Genomic DNA, 19515 nt, shown 5'->3' on the forward strand with positions numbered 1-19515 from the left:
CTAAGGGGTTCAAAGACGCAACGATTCTAATACAAATAAAAACTAGTAGTATTTTTACTTGCACTATTTTATTGAATTGCAATAGTTTTGGCAGTTTTCTTTTTACTACCTTCTTTTTTTGCAATTTCAACATGAAGAATACCGTCTTTATAATTGGCCTGAATTTTATTTTCGTCAATAGAATCTGGTAAAGCAAAGGATCTGAAAAACGACTGGTAATTAAATTCTTTTCGAATGTAATTGTCTTTTTTTCTAGTTTCTTCTTTTTCTTCTTCTTTTTCAGAAGAGATAAGAAGGGTGTTGTTATCGATTTCTACTTTGAAATCTTCTTTTTTCATTCCAGGAGCCGCTAGTTCGACTTGCAATTTAGTATCTGTTTCTTTTAAGTTTACAGAGGGTAAATTACTACCAATGGATGAAAAATTTCTGTCTGTCCAATCGAAAATATCTCTTGAAAATAAATCATCGATTAGATTGGTTGTTGGGATTAGCGGCAACAAACTGTTTCTTTTTACTAAAGTTTCCATACTATTAAAATTTAATTGTTTGTGATTAAGAGTAACAAACTTAATTAAGTAATTAATTCATGGAATTATATTTAACATATAAAACGTTGTAAATTAGTTTATTATCGACAAAGTGTAAACAAAAAACGTTGGTATTAATACCAACGTTTTTTGTTTTGTTTTGATGCGCTTGATTTTCTTGATTTATGAGCGCCACCACTTCGATTAGAATTTTTTGGTTGCTCAGCAATTGCATCTGGACTTCCAGCGTGCCAAGGGTAGGGATGATCTGAAATGGTTTTTACATCCACCTTAATCAACTTTTGAATGTCTTTCCAATACGGATGTTCGTCTTTACTACAAAATGAAATAGCAATTCCGCCATTACCTGCACGACCTGTTCGACCAATTCGGTGGACGTATGTTTCTGGAATATTAGGTAAGTCAAAATTGATAACAAATGGTAATTGATCGATATCAATACCTCGAGCTGCAATATCGGTCGCTACAAGTACACCAACTTCTTTATTTTTGAATGCTTCTAAAACACGTTGTCTTGCATTTTGTGATTTGTCTCCATGAATTGCTTCAGCTGCAATATTGTTTTTACGCAATGCTTTCACCACATTATCAGCCCCGTGTTTCGTTCTTGAAAAAACTAATACATCCGATAAATTTTCATTTTTGATCAAATGGTATAGTAAATTTCTTTTTTCCGTTTTTTCAACAAAATAGATGCGTTGCTCTACTTTTTCAGCAGTAGAAGAAACGGGAGATACTTCCACTTTAGCAGGGTCTTTTAAAAACATTTCGGCTAATTCTCTAATCGCTATTGGCATAGTGGCTGAGAATAATAAAGTTTGTCTGTTTTTAGGCGTAAGCTTAACAATTTTCTTGACATCATTGATGAATCCCATATCCAACATTTGATCGGCTTCGTCAAGGACTAAGGTATGTAAGTGGTCTAAATCAATAAACCCTTGTTTATGTAAATCTAATAAACGACCAGGTGTAGCAATGACTACATCAACTCCTTTTTTCAAGGTATCTACTTGTGGAATTTGAGAAACGCCACCAAAAAGAGTGATTTGAGTTAGGTTAGTATATTTAGCATAAGTGTCAAAATTTTGCCCAATTTGAACGGCTAACTCACGTGTTGGAGTAACAATCAATGCTCTAATTTGCTTGGCTTTTTTAGAAGAACCTACAATTCGGTGTAGTTGATGAATTATTGGGATGGCAAATGCTGCCGTTTTTCCGGTTCCTGTTTGTGCACATCCAATTACATCTCTTCCTGCTAAAACTAATGGAATGGATTGTTCTTGAATAGGGGTGGGTTGCGTATAGCCTTCTTCATAGACGGCTTTTTGGATACTTTTTGAAAGTGATAAATCTTCGAATAACATATTTTTGATATTAAATATGCTGTAATAGTACAGCAATACTTGGCAAAGATAGTGTTATTATTTTTGATGTATTATTTTAGCTCAACTTGGGATTGCTGATTTTCATTTTGATTATTCGATTTTATGAAATCGGTGATAAGGTGTCCAATGATTTTTCCAATCAAATGATCGTTCTTTTCTTCACCTAAATCCGGCGCGCCTTCGCAAAGATGTAAGTAGGTCGCATTTTGGAATTTTCCAAAGAAAGAAACAAAACGTCGTAGTTCTTCTACTGAAAAACCGGTAAGCGTCATGGTACTACTAGCAATATTTGGAATTGCTCCAAGATCAATTTCAACGCCAAACGATTCCTGATTGATAAAGTCTAAAGCTTGAATCATTTCTTGCTCAAATTCTTTTTCTTTTCTAATATTGATGCTATCATATGTCACATAGCGTACACGATCTTCAATCTTTTTGAGTGTACTTAATACACTTTTAGAAGTGTAGTTTTCGTGTAAGCCAAAAATGAAATATTTTTTCAAAAATCCTTCTTCGTAGGCATACGAAAAGGCGTTGCCGCTGTGACGACCTTCTAAAATTCTAAAATCAGAATGAGCATCAAAATTGATTGCATTGATTGGTTTTCCCTTGGCAAGAGCCGTTCCTTTTATATTTCCGTAGGCATTATTATGTCCACCTCCAATGATAATTGGAAATTTCCCCAACTTAACAATATTGAAAATGATATGAGAGACTTCTTTGTCAATTTGTTCAACTAATTGACTTAATTTAGAACGATCATCAATATCGTTAAAATCTAAATGTGCTACTTCTGCCATTTCATTGGTAACATCAAGTTGGCCTAAAATTACGATTTGACTTCCTTTGCAAAACTGATTGTGTTGAATGTTAGCAATACTTTTAACAGCGCTATTCCAAGCAGATGCAGCTCCGGGTCTTCCGTAATTGGCTCTAATACCAATATCTTCTGGTATACCCAATAAGACATATTTAGCTTCGCAGGTTGCAAGAAATTTTAGCGGGTCAATTCCTTTCGGTACAGTGATCATTTTTTCGCCAAATTTTATTTCCCCATTTCTATGGTTCGTAATTTTGCCAAGATCGGTTAGTGTAAAAGGAATTAGTTTATCCATGATAAAAAATATTTTTGACCAAAAATACTATAATTGTCTTAAAATTCGTTGTGTCCTATGGATATATTATTATTTTTGTAAAAACTATTAAACTATAAATTAAAATGGAAAATCAAAAAAGCAATTCAAATTTGAAAGCAGTTGTAGTTGTATTACTATTATTGCTTTTGGGAAGTTTAGGTTATATTTTTAAAATGTCTACCGATGCTGAAATTGTAAGAACAGAATTGAAAACTACATTGACTGAGAAAGAATCAGTAATGAAAGATTTGCAAGAATTAAAAGCAACTTATGATGCGGCTATTGCAGAAAACACAACCATGTCTGAAGAGTTGATTAAAGAAAGAGATAAAGTAGTGGCATTAATGGAAGATTTGAAAAAATCTAACGGAGATGTTTCTAAATTCAAAACGCAATTGACTACACTGCAAAGCAATATGAAAGTTTTGATTGCTGAGAATGACAACTTGAAAAAACAAAATGTTACTTTGACTACACAACGTGATAGTACTAGAGTTGTTTTAGTAGAATCTAAAAAAGCGAATGAAGTTTTGACTACACAAAACACAGACTTAGCTAAAACAGTAGAAAAAGGGTCGGTTTTGACAGTTTTAAATACAAAAGGAGCTGCTTTTAAAGTAAGAAGTTCAGGAAGACAAATTGAAACTGAAAAAGCGAGTAGAGCAGATGTTCTTAAAGTTAGTTTTACAATTGCAGAAAATAAAATTGCTAAATCAGGGGACAAATTATACTATGTTCAAGTTATTGATGCTAATAATAATGTTCTAGGAGATAAAAAAACCGAATCTTTTGGAGTTAAATCATTGACATATAGTTTTACAACTAATGTGAAATATGAAAACAAAACAATTGATATTTCTCAAGACTTGCCAGGAAAAGATTTTGCTAAAGGAACTTATACTGTTAATGTTTTTGACAAAGCTGAATTAGTTTCTAAAACTAGTTTTTCTTTGAGATAATAAAAAATGTTTTTACATAAAAAAAGGGAGCAATTTGCTCCCTTTTTTTATTGATTTTATTTATTCTGAAACCTTGATTTCGAATAGTTTATCCCAATTTTTTCCAGTAACGAATATCGTTTTAGTTTTAGGGTTATAAGCAATTCCGTTAAGAACTTCAGCCGTTGGGTTTTTGATGAATTTCCGTAAGCCTGACATATCCAAAACTCCTTTCACAGATCCGTTTGTAGGGTTTACAACTGCAATTGCATCTTTTTGCCAAACATTAGAATAAATTTGACCATTAATCCATTCTAATTCATTGATTGATTTTATTTTAGCATTTCCAGAATATACATTGATGTAATCAATCATTTCTAAAGTAGCAGGATCCATTTTCCAAATTTTCTCAGTTCCATCTGTTTGATAGATATATTTCCCGTCATTGGTCATTCCCCAGCCTTCAATATCTTTCTTATAGGTAAAAGTTTTTTCTAATTTTAAAGTAGTAGCATTGTAAACAAAACCCGTTTTTTCTTGCCAAGTTAGTTGGTATAATTTGTTGTTAACGAAGGTGATACCTTCACCAAAGTACTTTGCATCAAGATTAGTTTGTTTGTAGACTTTTCCTGTTTTATAATCGTATTTTCTAAAATAGGAATTTCCTTTTTGACCAGTGCTTTCAAAGAGAGTATCATTATGAAATTCTAAACCTTCGGTGAATGAGGCAGTATCATGTGCAAATGTATTCACAACAGTATACTTTAATAATTTAGGCTCTACATTGGAAACCAATTCTACTCGGTCAGTAGCTTCGGTATTTTCTCCTTCATAATATATGATAGCCTTAAGATTTTGATACCCTAATTTTTGATTTTTAAGTTCAAAAGAAATTTTCCCTAATCCCTTAGCGCTACTAATTTTAGCATCGTTGACAAAATAAACGACACTATCGACTTCTTTTGAATTTGGATTTAATAGATTCAATTCAATTGATTCTTGGGGTTGGTATTGTTCTTTAAAATGAGCGGTGTCAAAAGTAAATAGGCTGTTATTTTCTTTTTTTGCTCCGCCACAATTGGATAAAATTGTGCCTAATAAAATGATAAATAAGAAGTTATATTTTTTCATGGTTTAAAATTTGAATCCTCGAATATACAACCTTATTTTATTAGTAGCAATGCACTTGTAAAAATATAAAAAGGTTGTATATTTGCATCGGCAAGTCCTACACGACCAGCTCCTGCAGACTCCCCCAGGATGGGAACATAGCAAGGGTAAGCGGTTGAGCGGTGCGATGTAGGTCGCTTGCCATTTTTTATGAATCTTCCATTAGGAAGATTTTTTTGTTTAGGGCTATTCCTAATTTCTTTTTTGAGTATTTTTATAGCTCAAAGCAATTAAAAATAATAAATCGTAGTATGAGTAAAGTAGTTTTAATAACTGGAGGTTCTTCGGGAATAGGAAAATCTATTGGAGAGTTTTTATCTCGAAAAGGATTTACTGTGTATGGCACTAGCCGAAATCCTGACTCAATTTCAAATTCGGTTTTCCCATTAGTTGCTTTAGATGTTCGAGATGCTAATTCAATTCAAACGGCAGTTTCTCAAATTATTTTAGAAGCAGGACGATTGGATATAGTTATTAATAATGCAGGTGTTGGAATTACAGGCCCTTTAGAGGAAATCCCAATGCAAGAGATTAAGAATAATTTTGAGACTAATTTTTTTGGTCCTATCGAAGTGATGAAAGCAGTTTTACCTCAAATGCGTTCTCAACAATCAGGATTAATTATTAATATTACTTCTATTGCAGGCTATATGGGATTGCCCTATCGAAGTGTGTATTCGGCCTCTAAAGGAGCTTTGGAATTAATTACCGAATCGTTACGAATGGAAGTGAAGCCTTTTGGGATTCAAATTACGAATGTAGCTCCAGGTGATTTTACTACAAATATTGCGGCAGGTCGTTTTCATGCTCCTGTGATTCAAGGTTCGGCTTACGAAAAGGTGTATGGGACTGTTTTAAAAACAATGGATGAGCATGTTGATAGTGGTAGTAATCCGAATGAAATGGCGGAAGCAGTCTATCAAATTATTCAAAATCCAAATCCCAAAATTCATTATAAAGTCGGCGTATTTATGCAAAAGTTTTCGATTGTTTTAAAAAGAATACTCCCAGATAAAGTATATGAAAAAATGTTGATGAATCATTATAAGTTGTAATTTTGCACTGCATTTGCGTGAGGGATTGAAGTGAAAATCCTTTTTTAAAGAAAAAGATTGTAACGTAAAGCCCGACCCTTTGGGTCACGCCCAATTAATTGAACAAAATAAAATAAATAAACATGAAATTTTTTATTGACACAGCTAATTTAGCTCAGATTAAAGAAGCCCAAGCTTTAGGTGTTTTGGATGGAGTAACTACGAATCCTTCATTAATGGCCAAAGAAGGCATCACAGGAAAAAACAACATCTTAAAACATTATGTTGACATTTGTAACTTAGTGGATGGTGATGTAAGTGCCGAAGTGAATGCTTTGGACTTTGAAGGCATGGTGAAAGAAGGTGAGGAGCTAGCGGACTTACATGAGCAAATTGTGGTAAAATTACCAATGACCAAAGAAGGTGTAATGGCGGCTAAATACTTTTCGGACAAAGGGATTAGAACGAATGTTACTTTAGTATTTTCTGCAGGACAAGCGTTGTTAGCAGCTAAAGCTGGAGCTACTTATGTTTCACCGTTTATTGGTCGTTTGGACGATGTTTCTACAGATGGTTTAGCGCTTATTGAAGAAATCCGTTTGATTTATGATAACTACGGATTTGAAACTCAAATATTAGCAGCTTCTGTACGTCACACTATGCATATTATGAATTGTGCTAAAATTGGTGCTGATGTTATGACTGGACCGCTTTCAGCCATTTACGGATTGTTGAAACATCCTTTAACTGATATTGGATTAGCACAGTTTGTGGCTGATTTCGAAAAAGGAAATAAGTAAAAACCAAAAATTGGTTTAAATTAAAAAATCCCATCATTGATGGGATTTTTTTGGTTTTGGAGTTTAACGTTCCGCGGCTTCAAGAAGTGGTGATGAACCAAGACCAAGCCTTTATAAAAAAGGCTAAATTTTTAATTAAAATCTTTTTTTATTTCAAATAAATCACGTGCCACGCCATTTCTTGAAACCGCTGTTAGCATTAGTAGTTCATTCCGTATTTAACTTTTGTAATGCTACATTTGCGGACGATTCTTCAAAATCACCATAAATTGGCCACTTTATTTCTAAATTATAAAATGGATCGAACGGTAATGGTCCGTCATAAACTAAATTTGGATCAATATTACCTATGATTTTTAAGTTCATTTTATTTCTTCGATTGTAAACACCTATTGTTAATTCTTGTGTTGAGAATTCGGGTATATTTTTTAGATTATAATTTACTGTTTTATAAAATGGTTTTAAATATTTCAAATCAATGTCTTCAAATTTAATTTCTTTTTCTGATAATAATGGAGTTATAGCAATATGACATTGAGCAAGAAATTCAGAAGTTTTTTCTCGTTCTGATAAAACAACAGCAATTCCAAAATAGCCATTTGAAAGATTAGTTAAAATAACATTTCCTCTACAAAATATCTTTTGTTTGCTCATTTTTTTTTTGACTATTACTGCGAACTCTTTTATATGCTCAGTTTTTTGCTCTTTTGTTGAGCATAGCTAACCTAATTTCCATAGCTATGCTTAACTATAGTTGCGTATTTTTTTAATTTTAAACTACCAATAGAGGTTGTTAAACAAACAGTTGTCGACGTTTGCATTAAATTTATGTAATCTGTAATGTAAAACTATTTAAGGCGATTCCAGCTACAGAGACTTTCAAATGTAGTAATTCTTTTTAATTTGAAAATTATTTATTTTTAAAATGTAACGATGAATCAATTAAAAATGTAACAATGTAATGAGAGTGAGGCTAATCGTATAGTCCTTTATATTCCTTATATGGTTTGTTAATTTACGAAGTACGATATTAGATTTACGATCCTGAAGCTTCGGGATGATTCAAAAAAAAACCTCCAAATTGCGATTGCTCTTTGGAGGTAGTTGGTTTTGGTTAGTTGCGTATTTTTAGTGTCCACCACCCACTTCGATATCGTGTCCGATACCTTGTTTTTCTAAAATTCCAATCACTTTCCATCCAAAGAATGCGATGTATCCAAAGCATACAACTGGAACGATATAAGAAGGATGGATTCCGATTATATCAGAAAGTTTTCCTTGAAGCGGCGGAATAATTCCTCCACCTAAAATCATCATTACTAAGAAAGCAGATCCTTGAGAAGTATATTTGCCTAAACCAGCTATTCCTAAAGAGAAGATGCAAGGCCACATAATGCTTAAGAATAAACCGCCACTCATAAAAGCAAAAATTGCAATTGGTCCTGTTGTTGCTAAGCCGATTAACATGGCAATCATTCCCATTAAACCAAAAATCATTAAAGTTCTTGATGGTTGATCTTTTCCTAAGAAGAAACCAACAATTTGGAATACGATTACAAAAGCATAAGCATACAATGGAGTAATGTCTTGACCTGAAATGGCATTAGCAGTTAATACTATTCCAAAAGCTACATAAGGAACTACAATAAGCAATATTTTTCTCATTTGAGAAGATGGATTAAAAACCGAAATAGCTCCAGCCCAACGTCCAATCATTAAACTTCCCCAATACATAGACATAAAAGGAGCTAATGCAGGACCTGTAATAGCTCCAAAATCTTCTGTTTTCAATAATTCACCTAAGTTACTTCCAATAGTTACCTCTACACCTACATAAGTGAATAAGGCTAACATACCTAAAACTAATTGTGGGTATTTCATAGCTCCCCAACCTTCCGCATTTTTTTGAGCAGTAGCATTAGCAAATAATAGCCCAATAACCACAACCAATAAAGTAGAAAGAGATAGTCCTAATCCTAAATAATCTTTTTCTTTGTTTTCAATAAAACGAGAAATGAATTCAGGGTCTTCATAGCGCGAGAATATGTAAGCAAAAATGGCAATTAAAATAGCAGTAATAATCACTAAGGTTTTCAATGCTTTGTTAGCAGTTTCAAAAGTATCATCACTTTTTCCAGAAGGTAATTTTTTTGAGAAAAAGAATAATGCACCTGCTAATAAAAATAATGCTCCTACTGCAATGTATAAAGTAATCATTGAGTCTAATGAGTCTGGTTTTTGAGCAAATTCTTCAATACTTACACCAGAAATTACTCCAAAAAGAGCAAAAGAAACCACAATTGGTCCGATTGTAGTTCCTAAAGAGTTGATTCCTCCTGCAAGGTTCAATCGGCTTGCTGCTGTATGAGGTTCTCCCAATGATGCAGCAAAAGGTTGCGCTGAAGTTTGTTGTAAAGAAAAACCTAAAGCAACGATAAATAAAGCTCCCAAGATGAATAAATAACTTCCTTGCATAACAGCCAATATCATTAAAGCTGCACCAAAAGTACTAATCAATAGTCCGTTGATAATTCCTTTTTTAAATCCCCAACCGTTTAGAATATCTCTTTTGGCAGCGCTACTAAAAATAAATAAAAGTAAAGCTCCTATATAATAGGCTCCGTAAAATGCGAAGTCAATTAGCTGACTTTGAAATTGATCTAATCCAAATTTTGCTTTACAAAAGGGAATAAAAACACCATTAGATGCTCCAATAAATCCCCAGAAGAAAAAGACCGTAATTAAGGTCGATAGCGCCGAGTTATTCGACTTCGTTTGTTCTGAATTCATATTTTTTTTGGTTTTTAGGTTATAAAAATTAATTGCTGTAAGAGTGTAAAAGTATTTGTTACATAAATTAAAAAAAAATAAATCGGAACAAATATTGTTAAAATTATAGAATAAATAGTTTTTTGTCGGAATCGTTGATTTTCTTCTAATACATAATCGTATAAAAATTGATTTTAGCTCGCAGAATTTAAATAGAATACTATTTAGATTTTTGCTACTTTTGCAAAAAAATAATAGACACATGTTATCAGTTAATAATCTATCAGTTCAGTTTGGCAAGCGAATTTTGTTTGACGAAGTAAATACCACCTTTACTCAAGGTAATATTTATGGAGTTATTGGAGCCAACGGTGCTGGAAAATCTACCTTTTTAAAAATCATTTCAGGCGAAATGGATCCTACTTCAGGGCACATTCATTTAGAGCCAGGAAAACGTATGTCGGTTTTGAACCAAAACCACAATATGTTTGACGAATACACTGTTTTGGAGACTGTAATGATGGGAAACAAAGTATTGTATGCTGTCAAAAAGGAGATGGACGAATTGTATTTAGATTATAATGATTCCAATGCCGATAGAATAGGAGAGTTGCAAGTGCAATTTGAAGAAATGAATGGTTGGAATGCAGATTCTGATGCAGCGTCTATGTTATCCAATCTAGGAATTACTGAAGACAATCATTACACCATGATGGGCGACTTGGAAGGAAAAATCAAAGTGCGTGTACTTTTGGCACAAGCTCTTTTTGGAAATCCTGACGTACTAATTATGGATGAGCCTACCAATGATTTGGATTTTGAAACCATTGCTTGGCTAGAAAATTTCTTAGCTAATTATGAAAATACGGTAATTGTAGTATCTCACGACCGTCACTTTTTAGACGCGGTATGTACTCATATCTCAGATATTGATTTTGGAAAAATCAATCATTACTCTGGGAATTATACGTTTTGGTACGAATCAAGTCAATTAGCCGCTAAACAACGTGCTCAACAAAATAAAAAGGCTGAGGAAAAGAAACAAGAATTGGAAGAATTTATTCGTCGTTTCTCTGCGAATGTGGCCAAATCAAAACAAGCGACTTCTCGTAAAAAAATGATTTCAAAATTGAATATCTCTGAAATCAAGCCATCAAGCCGCCGTTATCCCGCAATTATTTTTGACCAAGATCGTGAAGCAGGTGATCAAATTTTAAATGTAGAAAATTTAAGTGCTTCTATAGATGGAGAAATCTTGTTTAAAGGTGTAGACTTGAATATGGCAAAAGGGGATAAAATTGTTCTTTTCTCAAAAGACTCTCGTGCTACAACTGCTTTTTACGAAATATTGAATGGCAATCAAAAAGCTGATTCAGGAACTTTTGATTGGGGAATTACGACCAATCAAGCGTATTTGCCAGCTGAAAATCATTCCTATTTTGAGAACGATTTGACTTTGGTAGACTGGTTGCGTCAATGGGCTAAAACAGAAGAAGAAAGAGATGAAGTGTATATTAGAGGTTTCTTAGGGAAAATGATTTTTTCTGGAGAAGAAGCATTAAAAACAAGCCGTGTTTTGTCAGGAGGAGAAAAAGTACGTTGTATGTTGTCTCGAATGATGATGGAGCGCGCGAATATCTTAATGTTAGATGAGCCGACTAATCACTTGGATTTGGAATCGATTACAGCTTTTAATAATTCATTGAAAAACTTTAAAGGATCTGTGATTTTTACTACTCATGATCACGAGTTTGCACAAACAGTGGGTAATAGAGTAGTGGAATTAACTCCAAATGGTGCGATTGATCGTTACATGACTTTTGACGATTATTTGGATGATGAAAAAGTTCAAGAATTGAGAACCAAAATGTATTCTTAATTTTAAATAAATTAAAAAGCCTTGAATTTTCAAGGCTTTTTTTTGAGTTCTAATTTTCTGTAATTTTTAATTATCAATCATAAAACAGAATTTGTATATTTGCCCAACCAAACATTACACTTAATCATGAGTCAAAAAGTATTACTTACTGCAAAAGAAGTTACTATCATACTACATCGTTTGGCTTGTCAATTAATTGAAAAACATCTAGATTTTTCGGATACAATACTTGTTGGAATTCAGCCTAGAGGCGTTTTCTTGGCAGAACGTTTGAAAGAAATTTTAGAAAAAGAATACCAAACTCCTTCAATTACTTTGGGATATTTAGATATTACTTTTTTTAGAGATGATTTTAGAAGAACAGAAAAACCTTTAGAGGCAAATAAAACCAACATCGATTTTATTGTAGAAAATAAAAAAGTCATTTTCATTGATGATGTGTTGTTTACTGGGCGAAGTATTCGTTCCGCTTTGACAGCTATCCAATCATTTGGAAGACCTTCTGAGATCGAATTATTAGTATTAATTGACAGACGTTTTAGTCGTAATTTACCGATTCAGCCTGATTATAGAGGTAGACAGGTAGACGCAATTAACAATGAAAAAGTAAAAGTGTGTTGGGAAGAAAATGATGGTGAAGACGGAGTTTATTTAATTACGAATTAAATAAGTAAAGTCAATCATTAAAAAATATAATAGTAAAGAAAAAATGAAAGAATTAAGCGTAAATCATTTATTAGGAATAAAATACATTAACAAAAATGATATTGACTTAATTTTTGAAACCGCTGATCATTTTAAGGAAGTTATCAATAGACCTATTAAGAAAGTTCCTTCTTTACGAGACATTACCATTGCCAATATCTTTTTTGAAAATAGTACCCGTACCAAACTTTCTTTTGAATTAGCTCAAAAACGCTTGTCAGCCGATGTAATTAGTTTTTCGGCAGCACAATCTTCTGTTAAGAAAGGGGAGACGCTAATTGATACCGTTAACAATATCCTTTCTATGAAAGTAGATATGGTAGTGATGCGTCATGCTAATCCAGGTGCGGCCTACTTTTTATCTAAAAATGTAAAAGCGAGTATTGTCAATGCGGGAGATGGCGCACACGAACATCCTACGCAAGCTTTATTAGATAGTTATTCCATTCGAGAAAAACTCGGAGATGTTGCGGGTAAAAAAGTAGTAATTGTGGGTGATATTTTACACTCTCGTGTTGCCTTATCTAATATCTATGCTTTGCAAATGCAAGGAGCTGAAGTAAAGGTTTGTGGGCCTAAAACATTGATTCCAAAACACATTGAATCACTTGGAGTAACAGTTGAACCAAATTTGCGTAAAGCGCTTGAATGGTGTGATGTAGCTAATATGTTACGTGTTCAAAATGAACGTATGGATGTGAACTATTTTCCTTCTACTCGTGAATATGCTCAACAATATGGAGTAGATAAAAATCTTTTGGATTCACTCCATAAAGAGATTGTGATTATGCATCCAGGACCAATTAATCGTGGAGTAGAAATCACGAGCGATGTAGCCGACTCGCAGCAATCAGTTATTTTGGACCAAGTAGAAAATGGAGTAGCGATTCGAATGGCTGTTATTTATCTTTTGGCTTCAAAAATCAAATAATTCAAGACTAATTGTGTAAATTAGTTCGTTCTAAATAATCTGTGCTATACAGATGTTAAAATCCATTTTATGAAAGTTGATCAAAAAGGACATACTATCACTATAAAAGATACTCAAGGAGACTTTAGCTCATTTTTAGATAAAGTATCACAATCGAATGCTTCTTTTGAATCTCATAATTTAATTATTGATTTGTCTCATAATAAATCGGTTACAAATACCGACTTAAAATTGTTGTTGCCGTTATCTAAGCAACACAAAAAAGCGAAGAAATCATTTGTTGTAGTAGCAGAAGGAATTGATTTTAACGCTGTTCCTGCTCAATTAATGGTAGTTCCTTCAGTATTAGAAGCACACGATATTATTGAGATGGAAGAAATTGAACGTGATTTAGGATTTTAATGGTATGAAGATCAACATCAAAACACTTATTTATCTCTATACAATTGCGTTGTTTTTGCTTACGTTTCTTTTAGCCAGAGATAGTATTCACGGACTTAAAACGGGAAATTTCGATTTTATAAGTCTAATTATTTACGCTATTTGCGTAGGCTTTTTTGCATTTAAAATTAATAAGTTGGGTAAAATATCCAATTCAAAAAACGATTAGTTTCGAATTAGATAGTAAACAATGAAGCTAACCATTTTAGGCTGCTATGCCGCTACACCACGTACTATTACTAATCCTACGTCTCAGTTACTTGAGATTAAAAACAGAATGTTTTTGATTGATTGTGGAGAAGGAACTCAAGTACAGCTTCGAAAAAACAAGATTAAGTTTTCTAAAATCAATCAAGTATTTATTTCTCATTTGCACGGAGATCATTTTTTTGGTTTAATTGGTTTGATTTCAACATTTAGTTTGTTAGGAAGAACTACTGATTTACATATTTATGGTCCAAAAGGAATCAAAGAGATTGTTATTTTACAACTGAGGTTGTCTAATTCGTGGACCAATTATGGTTTGTTTTTTCATGAATTAGAATCGAATGAAAGTGTGGTAGTTTTTGAAGATGATAAAGTTTTGGTTACAACCATACCCTTGAAACATCGCGTTTATACTAATGGTTTTTTATTTCAAGAAAAAGTGGGGGAACGCAAGTTGAATATGGATGCTGTGCTGAATTATGAAATTGAAAGTTGTTATTACCAAAAGATTAAAAACGGTAAAGACATCACTCTAGAAGATGGCAGAGTAATTCCAAATGCAGAATTAACGTTTGATCCTATTCAGCCTAAAAGTTATGCCTTCTGTTCAGATACCGTTTATCACGAAGCAATACTTCCAATTATTGAAAATGTAGATGTATTGTACCACGAATCCACTTTTTTGGAATCGGAACAAAGTTTAGCAGAAAGAACTTTGCATTCAACAGCAAAAGAAGCCGCACGAATTGCTTTGAAAGCTAATGCAAAACAATTAATTTTAGGGCATTATTCAACGCGATACGATAGTATTAATTTGTTTAAAGACGAAGCTCAAGCCGTATTTTCAGAAGTTCTTTTAGCAGAAGATGGCGCTACTTTTGAATTGTAATACACTACCCAAAAACAAAAAGTCATGAAAGATTTAAGTAATTACAGAAAATCCTACGAGAAGAGTGAATTGTTAGAGACTTCTATTCCAGAAGACCCAATCAATTTATTTAATAGATGGTTTCACGAAGTTGAAGATTTTGGAGGGAATGAGGAGGTCAATGCGATGACGGTGTCCACTATAGGATTAGATGGATTCCCAAAATCAAGAGTTGTTTTGCTAAAGAAGTTCAACGAAGAAGGGTTCATATTTTATACGAATTATAATTCAGAGAAAGGAAAAGCGATACTGACGAATCCTAATGTTTGTCTTTCCTTTTTTTGGTCAAGTATGGAACGTCAAGTGATTATTAAAGGGATAGCTCAAAAAACTTCTGAAATTATTTCGGACAATTATTTTGCATCAAGACCTGATGGGAGTAAGTTAGGAGCTATTGTTTCTAATCAGTCAGAAGTGGTTCCGTCTAGAGAATATTTAGAAGAAAATCTAAAACAATTAGAGGCTAATTACGAAGGAATGGTTATTCCACGACCGGAACATTGGGGTGGATTTTTAATTACTCCTTTGGAAGTAGAGTTCTGGCAAGGTCGTCCTAATCGTCTTCATGATAGGATACGCTATACTTCGCAGTCGGATTTTTCTTGGAAAATAGACCGACTTTCTCCTTAATGTAAGAATTTATTTGTAAATAATTGAAAATGAAGTATTTAAACTGTATTTGTTTGACTTTTGTCGATTGATGTTGTATCTTTGCAATGCGAATTAATACTATTTAAAAATTATTAAAGCAGTTTGCCCCACAATCTACTTTAAGCTTGCCCTACTTTTATGAAATTATTTTTATCTCGTGTAGCAGTACTCGTTTCTGTACTTTACACTTTGAATTCTTGTACAGCAGATGCCTCTGCACCTGCGACACCAACTACCGTTTCTCAAACTACTGTCCCTTATCCGTACACTACTTTTGAAAATGAAACCCTGACCTTAATCAATAACTACAGACTGAGTATTGGTTTGAATGCTTTAGCTAAGTCCGATTATATTTCATACAAAGCCGAAGAACATAACAATTATATGATTGCTAATAACGTGGTGAATCATAATGATTTTGTTGCACGATCTGAGGATATCATGAAAACTTTAGGGGCTAAATATGTGACTGAAAACGTAGCCTATAATTACAATACTCCTCAAGCAGTTTTAGATGCTTGGTTGGCCAGTGAAGGACATAAGGCTAATTTAGAAGGGAATTATACTCACTTTGGACTCTCGGTTAGAGAAAATCCAACCACTGGAAAAAAATACTATACCAATATTTTTGCTAAAATTTAAAATACTGTCCTATTACTATTGAACAGGCGAATTTCATTAGAAATTCGCCTGTTTTTTTATAAAGCAGTAATGATGAATTCACTACGTCTATTGAGTTGGTGTTCTTCTTCAGTACAATATACTCCATCGGAGCAGTGGTTTACCAATTGATTTTCTCCATACCCTTTTGCTGTTAAACGATTGGGGTGTATACCATTTTTAATCAACCACTGAATAGTACTTTTGGCTCTATTATTAGATAAAACTTCATTGTATTTGAATGTGCCTCTACTATCAGTATGGGAACGAATATCCAATTTCATTCCAGGATTATCGGTTAGCACAATTAATATTTTTTCTAAATCAATAGCAGCTTCTACTCGGATATTGTATTTGTCAAAATCAAAATAGATATTTTTTATGCCAAAACATTTTCCTAAATCATCACCAATAGTCACTTTACATTTTGTTTTTTCTAATGCAATTGGTAAATAGGTCTTCCCTTCTAAACTTGAAATACTAATTTTTTGTTCTTTGGTATTGTATTCGCTTTTTTCGGCTCTGACTTGGAAGTCTTTACCACAATCTACTTTTAAAGAGTAGTTTCCGTTACCATCGGAAATCGTGGTATTCAGTAACTCAAACAGATTGTTGTACAAACTTATTTTAACATTTGGCAACAGTTCTTTTGTAATTTCGTCAGTAATTTCGCCATACAATTCTTGGTCACAGGTCAATCTTTTGGTTTCTAAAAATTGATAGATATCATCGGATCCTTGTCCACCAGTTCTATTCGAACTAAAATAACCTCTTCGGGTTTTCGAATCTATACAATAAGCAAAATCATCTTTGGCTGAATTGACATTTTCTCCCACATTTTGAATATCCGAATAGGTTCCGTTAGAGTTGATTTTGGTTACAAATACATCAAAACCTCCCAATCCAGGATGACCATCTGAAGCAAAATACATTTCGTTTTCATCGGATATAAAAGGGAAACTTTCTCTACCCACTGTATTAATTGTATCCCCTAAGTTTATTGGTGTTCCAAAACTACCATCTGTGTTAATTTGGACTTTATAAATATCTGATTCGCCAAAAGAATCTGGTCGGTTTGAAGCAAAATATAGTGTTTTTTCATCAAGGCTTAACGCTGGATGTGCAGTGCTAAATTGGTCACTATTAAATGGTAATTCAGTAACATTAGTCCATAGATTATCTACAGAATTCGCTCGGTATATTTTTAAAAGAGTCGTCTTATCTTGACTTTTACCTTTTTTACCTTTTAAAAAATTATTACGGGTAAAATACATTGTTTTTCCATCTTTGGTAAAAATTGGAGTAGCTTCATGAAATCTTGATTTCACAGCATCGTCAAAAGGTTCAGGCTTGCTTAGTGTTCCCTCTTCGCTAACTTGTGAGGTGTATAAATTGGTAAAGAATTGGTTATTCCAGGAGTGAGTTCGGTGAGTTAGCCCACCTGTATCTCGGGCTGTAGTAAACACAATTTTATTTCCATATTTTGCAGTTCCATAATCTGAATACGGAGAATTAATCCCTGCATTTTCAATTTGATACCGACCAGAATTGGCTTTAATTTGGTCAAGATAATTCATTGATTTGCTTGTGATTCCAATTTTTTGATGGAATAGCTGAAGCATTTCATCTGCTTTTTTGTTTTCGCCAATCGATTTTAGAGATTGTGAATAACGAAAATAATATTCGGGTTCTAAATCGGTATGCATTGCAAATAATTCGCCATACCATTTTGCTGCTGATTCTAGTTCGCCATTGAAATAATAGGAATTACCTATTTTTTGATACATATCAGCAGATTTGTATCCTTTTTGAGCAACTTTTTCATAGGCTTTGATGGCATCAATATAAGCTAGATTATTGTATTTAGTATCAGCAGATTTTAGTTTGCTTTTTTGTGAAAAGCCATTGAGTGAAAATAGACTCAAAATAGCGATATAAAGGGTAAAATACTTTTTCATGATCGTTTATTTTAGACGTATTTAAAAGAATTAGGTTCTCTTTTTAGATTTTTTAACTGTAGCTACTTCCCATTTTGGATTTAATTGTAGCAGTATTTCATGGGCTAATTTATTGTTACCAATACATTGCAAACAATCCGCATACTGGTAATAATATTCAGGTTCTAATTGGGTCTTCATGGCAAATAATTCACCATACCATTTGGCTGCTTTTTCAAAGTTGGAATTGAAATAATATGAGTCGCCTAGTTTTTTAAATAAGTCCACCGATTTATAGCCCTTTGCTGCAACTCGTTCATAAGTATTAGTAACATCAACATAGGCATATTTTTCATTGACTTTGTCAGTAATGAATATAGTTGCTTTTTGGCTAAAGCCTTTTAAATAAGCTAAATTTAGGATTGCGAAGTAAAGTAGTGTACGTTTTTTCATAGTGATAGTTTTTAAAAGAATCTTGGTGTAGTCATTCTATTATTGTTTTTAAATAATTCATAGCGAAGGAAAATTTCATGTGAGCCTGAATTGTATTTGTCTAAATGTGTAGTTTCTAAATCATAACCATACCCAATATGTAGACCTTCAGAAATTTGAAACCCTACCATGCCGCTCATTGCAGCACTCCATCTGTAGGCAATACCGACAGTGAGTTTTTCCATAAACATAAAATTTCCAGAAATATCAGCTTGTAACGGAGCGCCTTGAACTATTTTTAGTAATCCTGCGGGTTTAAATTGGATATCACTTGTAATGTCAAATACATATCCACCTATGAGGTAGTAATTTATTTTTTCTTTAAAAATGGCTACTTCGTTATCATTATAACGATCGGTTTCAATGAAATTTGGCACAGAAAATCCCACATAGGCTTTGTCTGAATGTAAATAAATACCAGCACCAATATTGGGTGTAAATTTGTTATTAAAGTCATGTAAACTAGGATCGTTATCTACAGGATTCAATTTGTTTACATCCAAACTAAATAAATTAGCCGTGGCTTTCATTCCAAATGACAGTTTGAACGTCTCCGAAGTAGGAATAGAATAAGAAATATCGGCAGAGATTGTATTCTCTTGTGTTGGCCCAATTTTATCATTCACAATTGACAATCCTAAACCTAAATTACTTTCATTGAAAGGAGTATTCATAGAAATGGTAGTGGTTACAGGAGCTCCATCAAGACCTACCCATTGTGTACGATGCAAAGCCAATATACTTAATGCTCCTCTAGAGCCTGCATAAGCAGGATTGATGTTGATTGTATTGTACATGTACTGTGTAAATTGGGCATCTTGTTGAGCAAAATTGAACATCGATGTCAATACTAAGGCGAAAGAAAATAATTTAGTTTTCATAATTGCTATTTATTGTATCATTC

General features: G+C 33.2%; 19 protein-coding genes and 1 other RNA gene. 11 read left to right on the forward strand and 9 right to left on the reverse strand.

What is annotated here, in order from left to right; all coding sequences use genetic code 11:
* Window positions 1–68: 68 nt before the first annotated feature.
* The 3 genes from RMR09_RS10340 to RMR09_RS10350 form a co-directional block, all read right to left on the reverse strand.
* Window positions 69–527 (reverse strand): Hsp20/alpha crystallin family protein, encoded by a 459-nt coding sequence (locus RMR09_RS10340; RefSeq protein WP_310595725.1) that lies wholly within the window; start codon window positions 525–527, stop codon window positions 69–71.
* Between the two features lie 134 nt (window positions 528–661).
* A complete protein-coding gene (locus tag RMR09_RS10345) occupies window positions 662–1912 on the reverse strand; it encodes a DEAD/DEAH box helicase (RefSeq protein WP_310595726.1) in 1251 nt (416 codons plus the stop codon).
* A 71-nt stretch (window positions 1913–1983) separates the two neighbouring features.
* Window positions 1984–3048, reverse strand: coding sequence for a formimidoylglutamase (locus RMR09_RS10350; RefSeq protein ID WP_310595727.1), 1065 nt, complete (start codon window positions 3046–3048; stop codon window positions 1984–1986).
* A gap of 104 nt (window positions 3049–3152) precedes the next feature.
* Here RMR09_RS10350 and RMR09_RS10355 point away from each other — a divergent pair, with 104 nt between their 5' ends.
* The gene (locus tag RMR09_RS10355; RefSeq protein WP_310595728.1) at window positions 3153–4028 is read left to right on the forward strand and encodes a hypothetical protein; all 876 of its coding nucleotides are present in this window, start codon (window positions 3153–3155) and stop codon (window positions 4026–4028) included.
* Window positions 4029–4088: 60 nt separating this feature from the next.
* Here the strand turns inward: RMR09_RS10355 and RMR09_RS10360 are convergent, their stop codons facing one another.
* Window positions 4089–5138 carry a glutaminyl-peptide cyclotransferase gene (locus tag RMR09_RS10360; protein WP_310595729.1) on the reverse strand — a complete coding sequence of 350 codons (1050 nt, stop codon included), beginning with the start codon at window positions 5136–5138 and terminating at the stop codon, window positions 4089–4091.
* A gap of 88 nt (window positions 5139–5226) precedes the next feature.
* Between RMR09_RS10360 and ffs the strand changes: the two genes are divergently transcribed.
* From ffs to fsa, 3 genes are all read left to right on the forward strand, one after another.
* An RNA gene (gene ffs / locus RMR09_RS10365) (signal recognition particle sRNA small type) lies at window positions 5227–5324 on the forward strand.
* Window positions 5325–5428: 104 nt separating this feature from the next.
* The gene (locus RMR09_RS10370) at window positions 5429–6232 is read left to right on the forward strand and encodes an SDR family oxidoreductase (RefSeq protein WP_310595730.1); all 804 of its coding nucleotides are present in this window, start codon (window positions 5429–5431) and stop codon (window positions 6230–6232) included.
* A 122-nt stretch (window positions 6233–6354) separates the two neighbouring features.
* Complete coding sequence (gene fsa, locus RMR09_RS10375; RefSeq protein WP_229324636.1) at window positions 6355–7011, forward strand: fructose-6-phosphate aldolase; 657 nt, start codon at window positions 6355–6357, stop codon at window positions 7009–7011.
* 207 nt (window positions 7012–7218) lie between these two features.
* On the opposite strand, the gene RMR09_RS10380 is transcribed toward fsa, so the two are convergent.
* Together RMR09_RS10380 and RMR09_RS10385 are read right to left on the reverse strand one after the other, a co-directional pair.
* Complete coding sequence (locus RMR09_RS10380) at window positions 7219–7665, reverse strand: hypothetical protein (RefSeq protein WP_310595731.1); 447 nt, start codon at window positions 7663–7665, stop codon at window positions 7219–7221.
* A 474-nt stretch (window positions 7666–8139) separates the two neighbouring features.
* Entirely contained in the window at window positions 8140–9801 is a 1662-nt protein-coding gene (locus RMR09_RS10385) for an MFS transporter (protein ID WP_310595732.1), read from the reverse strand.
* Between the two features lie 241 nt (window positions 9802–10042).
* Here RMR09_RS10385 and RMR09_RS10390 point away from each other — a divergent pair, with 241 nt between their 5' ends.
* The 7 genes from RMR09_RS10390 (at window position 10043) to RMR09_RS10420 (ending at window position 16164) form a co-directional block, all read left to right on the forward strand.
* Entirely contained in the window at window positions 10043–11659 is a 1617-nt protein-coding gene (locus RMR09_RS10390; RefSeq protein ID WP_310595733.1) for an ATP-binding cassette domain-containing protein, read from the forward strand.
* Window positions 11660–11785: 126 nt separating this feature from the next.
* Entirely contained in the window at window positions 11786–12325 is a 540-nt protein-coding gene (gene pyrR / locus RMR09_RS10395; protein WP_310595734.1) for a bifunctional pyr operon transcriptional regulator/uracil phosphoribosyltransferase PyrR, read from the forward strand.
* Between the two features lie 43 nt (window positions 12326–12368).
* Entirely contained in the window at window positions 12369–13295 is a 927-nt protein-coding gene (locus RMR09_RS10400) for an aspartate carbamoyltransferase catalytic subunit (RefSeq protein ID WP_310595735.1), read from the forward strand.
* 69 nt (window positions 13296–13364) lie between these two features.
* A complete protein-coding gene (locus RMR09_RS10405) occupies window positions 13365–13697 on the forward strand; it encodes a ribonuclease Z (protein ID WP_310595736.1) in 333 nt (110 codons plus the stop codon).
* 229 nt (window positions 13698–13926) lie between these two features.
* Window positions 13927–14832, forward strand: coding sequence for a ribonuclease Z (locus RMR09_RS10410; protein ID WP_310595737.1), 906 nt, complete (start codon window positions 13927–13929; stop codon window positions 14830–14832).
* A 24-nt stretch (window positions 14833–14856) separates the two neighbouring features.
* A complete protein-coding gene (gene pdxH / locus RMR09_RS10415; RefSeq protein WP_310595738.1) occupies window positions 14857–15501 on the forward strand; it encodes a pyridoxamine 5'-phosphate oxidase in 645 nt (214 codons plus the stop codon).
* Window positions 15502–15660: 159 nt separating this feature from the next.
* On the forward strand, window positions 15661–16164 hold the full coding sequence (locus RMR09_RS10420) for a CAP domain-containing protein (RefSeq protein WP_310595739.1): 504 nt from the start codon (window positions 15661–15663) through the stop codon (window positions 16162–16164).
* A gap of 56 nt (window positions 16165–16220) precedes the next feature.
* Here RMR09_RS10420 and RMR09_RS10425 read toward each other — a convergent pair whose 3' ends face one another.
* Genes RMR09_RS10425 through RMR09_RS10435 form a run of 3 tightly spaced genes read right to left on the reverse strand, consistent with a single transcriptional unit; the run spans window position 16221 to window position 19492 of the window.
* Window positions 16221–18140 (reverse strand): OmpA family protein, encoded by a 1920-nt coding sequence (locus tag RMR09_RS10425; protein WP_310595740.1) that lies wholly within the window; start codon window positions 18138–18140, stop codon window positions 16221–16223.
* A 30-nt stretch (window positions 18141–18170) separates the two neighbouring features.
* On the reverse strand, window positions 18171–18572 hold the full coding sequence (locus RMR09_RS10430; protein ID WP_310595741.1) for a flagellar motor protein MotB: 402 nt from the start codon (window positions 18570–18572) through the stop codon (window positions 18171–18173).
* An 11-nt stretch (window positions 18573–18583) separates the two neighbouring features.
* Complete coding sequence (locus tag RMR09_RS10435; protein ID WP_310595742.1) at window positions 18584–19492, reverse strand: type IX secretion system membrane protein PorP/SprF; 909 nt, start codon at window positions 19490–19492, stop codon at window positions 18584–18586.
* Between the last annotated feature and the right edge of the window lie 23 nt (window positions 19493–19515).

It is taken from the genome of Flavobacterium sp. (genome assembly GCF_031537875.1).
GTDB lineage: Bacteria > Bacteroidota > Bacteroidia > Flavobacteriales > Flavobacteriaceae > Flavobacterium.

What these genes read in the sequence shown, in the direction of transcription:
- RMR09_RS10390 (WP_310595733.1), top strand. Translation starts at nt 10,043, where the DNA reads ATGTTATCAGTTAATAATCTATCAGTTCAGTTTGGCAAGCGAATTTTG.
- RMR09_RS10430 (WP_310595741.1), bottom strand. Translation starts at nt 18,572, where the DNA reads ATGAAAAAACGTACACTACTTTACTTCGCAATCCTAAATTTAGCTTAT.
- RMR09_RS10360 (WP_310595729.1), bottom strand. Translation starts at nt 5,138, where the DNA reads ATGAAAAAATATAACTTCTTATTTATCATTTTATTAGGCACAATTTTA.
- RMR09_RS10405 (WP_310595736.1), top strand. Translation starts at nt 13,365, where the DNA reads ATGAAAGTTGATCAAAAAGGACATACTATCACTATAAAAGATACTCAA.
- pyrR (WP_310595734.1), top strand. Translation starts at nt 11,786, where the DNA reads ATGAGTCAAAAAGTATTACTTACTGCAAAAGAAGTTACTATCATACTA.
- RMR09_RS10410 (WP_310595737.1), top strand. Translation starts at nt 13,927, where the DNA reads ATGAAGCTAACCATTTTAGGCTGCTATGCCGCTACACCACGTACTATT.
- RMR09_RS10425 (WP_310595740.1), bottom strand. Translation starts at nt 18,140, where the DNA reads ATGAAAAAGTATTTTACCCTTTATATCGCTATTTTGAGTCTATTTTCA.
- RMR09_RS10385 (WP_310595732.1), bottom strand. Translation starts at nt 9,801, where the DNA reads ATGAATTCAGAACAAACGAAGTCGAATAACTCGGCGCTATCGACCTTA.
- RMR09_RS10400 (WP_310595735.1), top strand. Translation starts at nt 12,369, where the DNA reads ATGAAAGAATTAAGCGTAAATCATTTATTAGGAATAAAATACATTAAC.
- RMR09_RS10435 (WP_310595742.1), bottom strand. Translation starts at nt 19,492, where the DNA reads ATGAAAACTAAATTATTTTCTTTCGCCTTAGTATTGACATCGATGTTC.
- pdxH (WP_310595738.1), top strand. Translation starts at nt 14,857, where the DNA reads ATGAAAGATTTAAGTAATTACAGAAAATCCTACGAGAAGAGTGAATTG.
- RMR09_RS10380 (WP_310595731.1), bottom strand. Translation starts at nt 7,665, where the DNA reads ATGAGCAAACAAAAGATATTTTGTAGAGGAAATGTTATTTTAACTAAT.
- RMR09_RS10420 (WP_310595739.1), top strand. Translation starts at nt 15,661, where the DNA reads ATGAAATTATTTTTATCTCGTGTAGCAGTACTCGTTTCTGTACTTTAC.
- fsa (WP_229324636.1), top strand. Translation starts at nt 6,355, where the DNA reads ATGAAATTTTTTATTGACACAGCTAATTTAGCTCAGATTAAAGAAGCC.
- RMR09_RS10355 (WP_310595728.1), top strand. Translation starts at nt 3,153, where the DNA reads ATGGAAAATCAAAAAAGCAATTCAAATTTGAAAGCAGTTGTAGTTGTA.
- RMR09_RS10340 (WP_310595725.1), bottom strand. Translation starts at nt 527, where the DNA reads ATGGAAACTTTAGTAAAAAGAAACAGTTTGTTGCCGCTAATCCCAACA.
- RMR09_RS10350 (WP_310595727.1), bottom strand. Translation starts at nt 3,048, where the DNA reads ATGGATAAACTAATTCCTTTTACACTAACCGATCTTGGCAAAATTACG.
- RMR09_RS10370 (WP_310595730.1), top strand. Translation starts at nt 5,429, where the DNA reads ATGAGTAAAGTAGTTTTAATAACTGGAGGTTCTTCGGGAATAGGAAAA.
- RMR09_RS10345 (WP_310595726.1), bottom strand. Translation starts at nt 1,912, where the DNA reads ATGTTATTCGAAGATTTATCACTTTCAAAAAGTATCCAAAAAGCCGTC.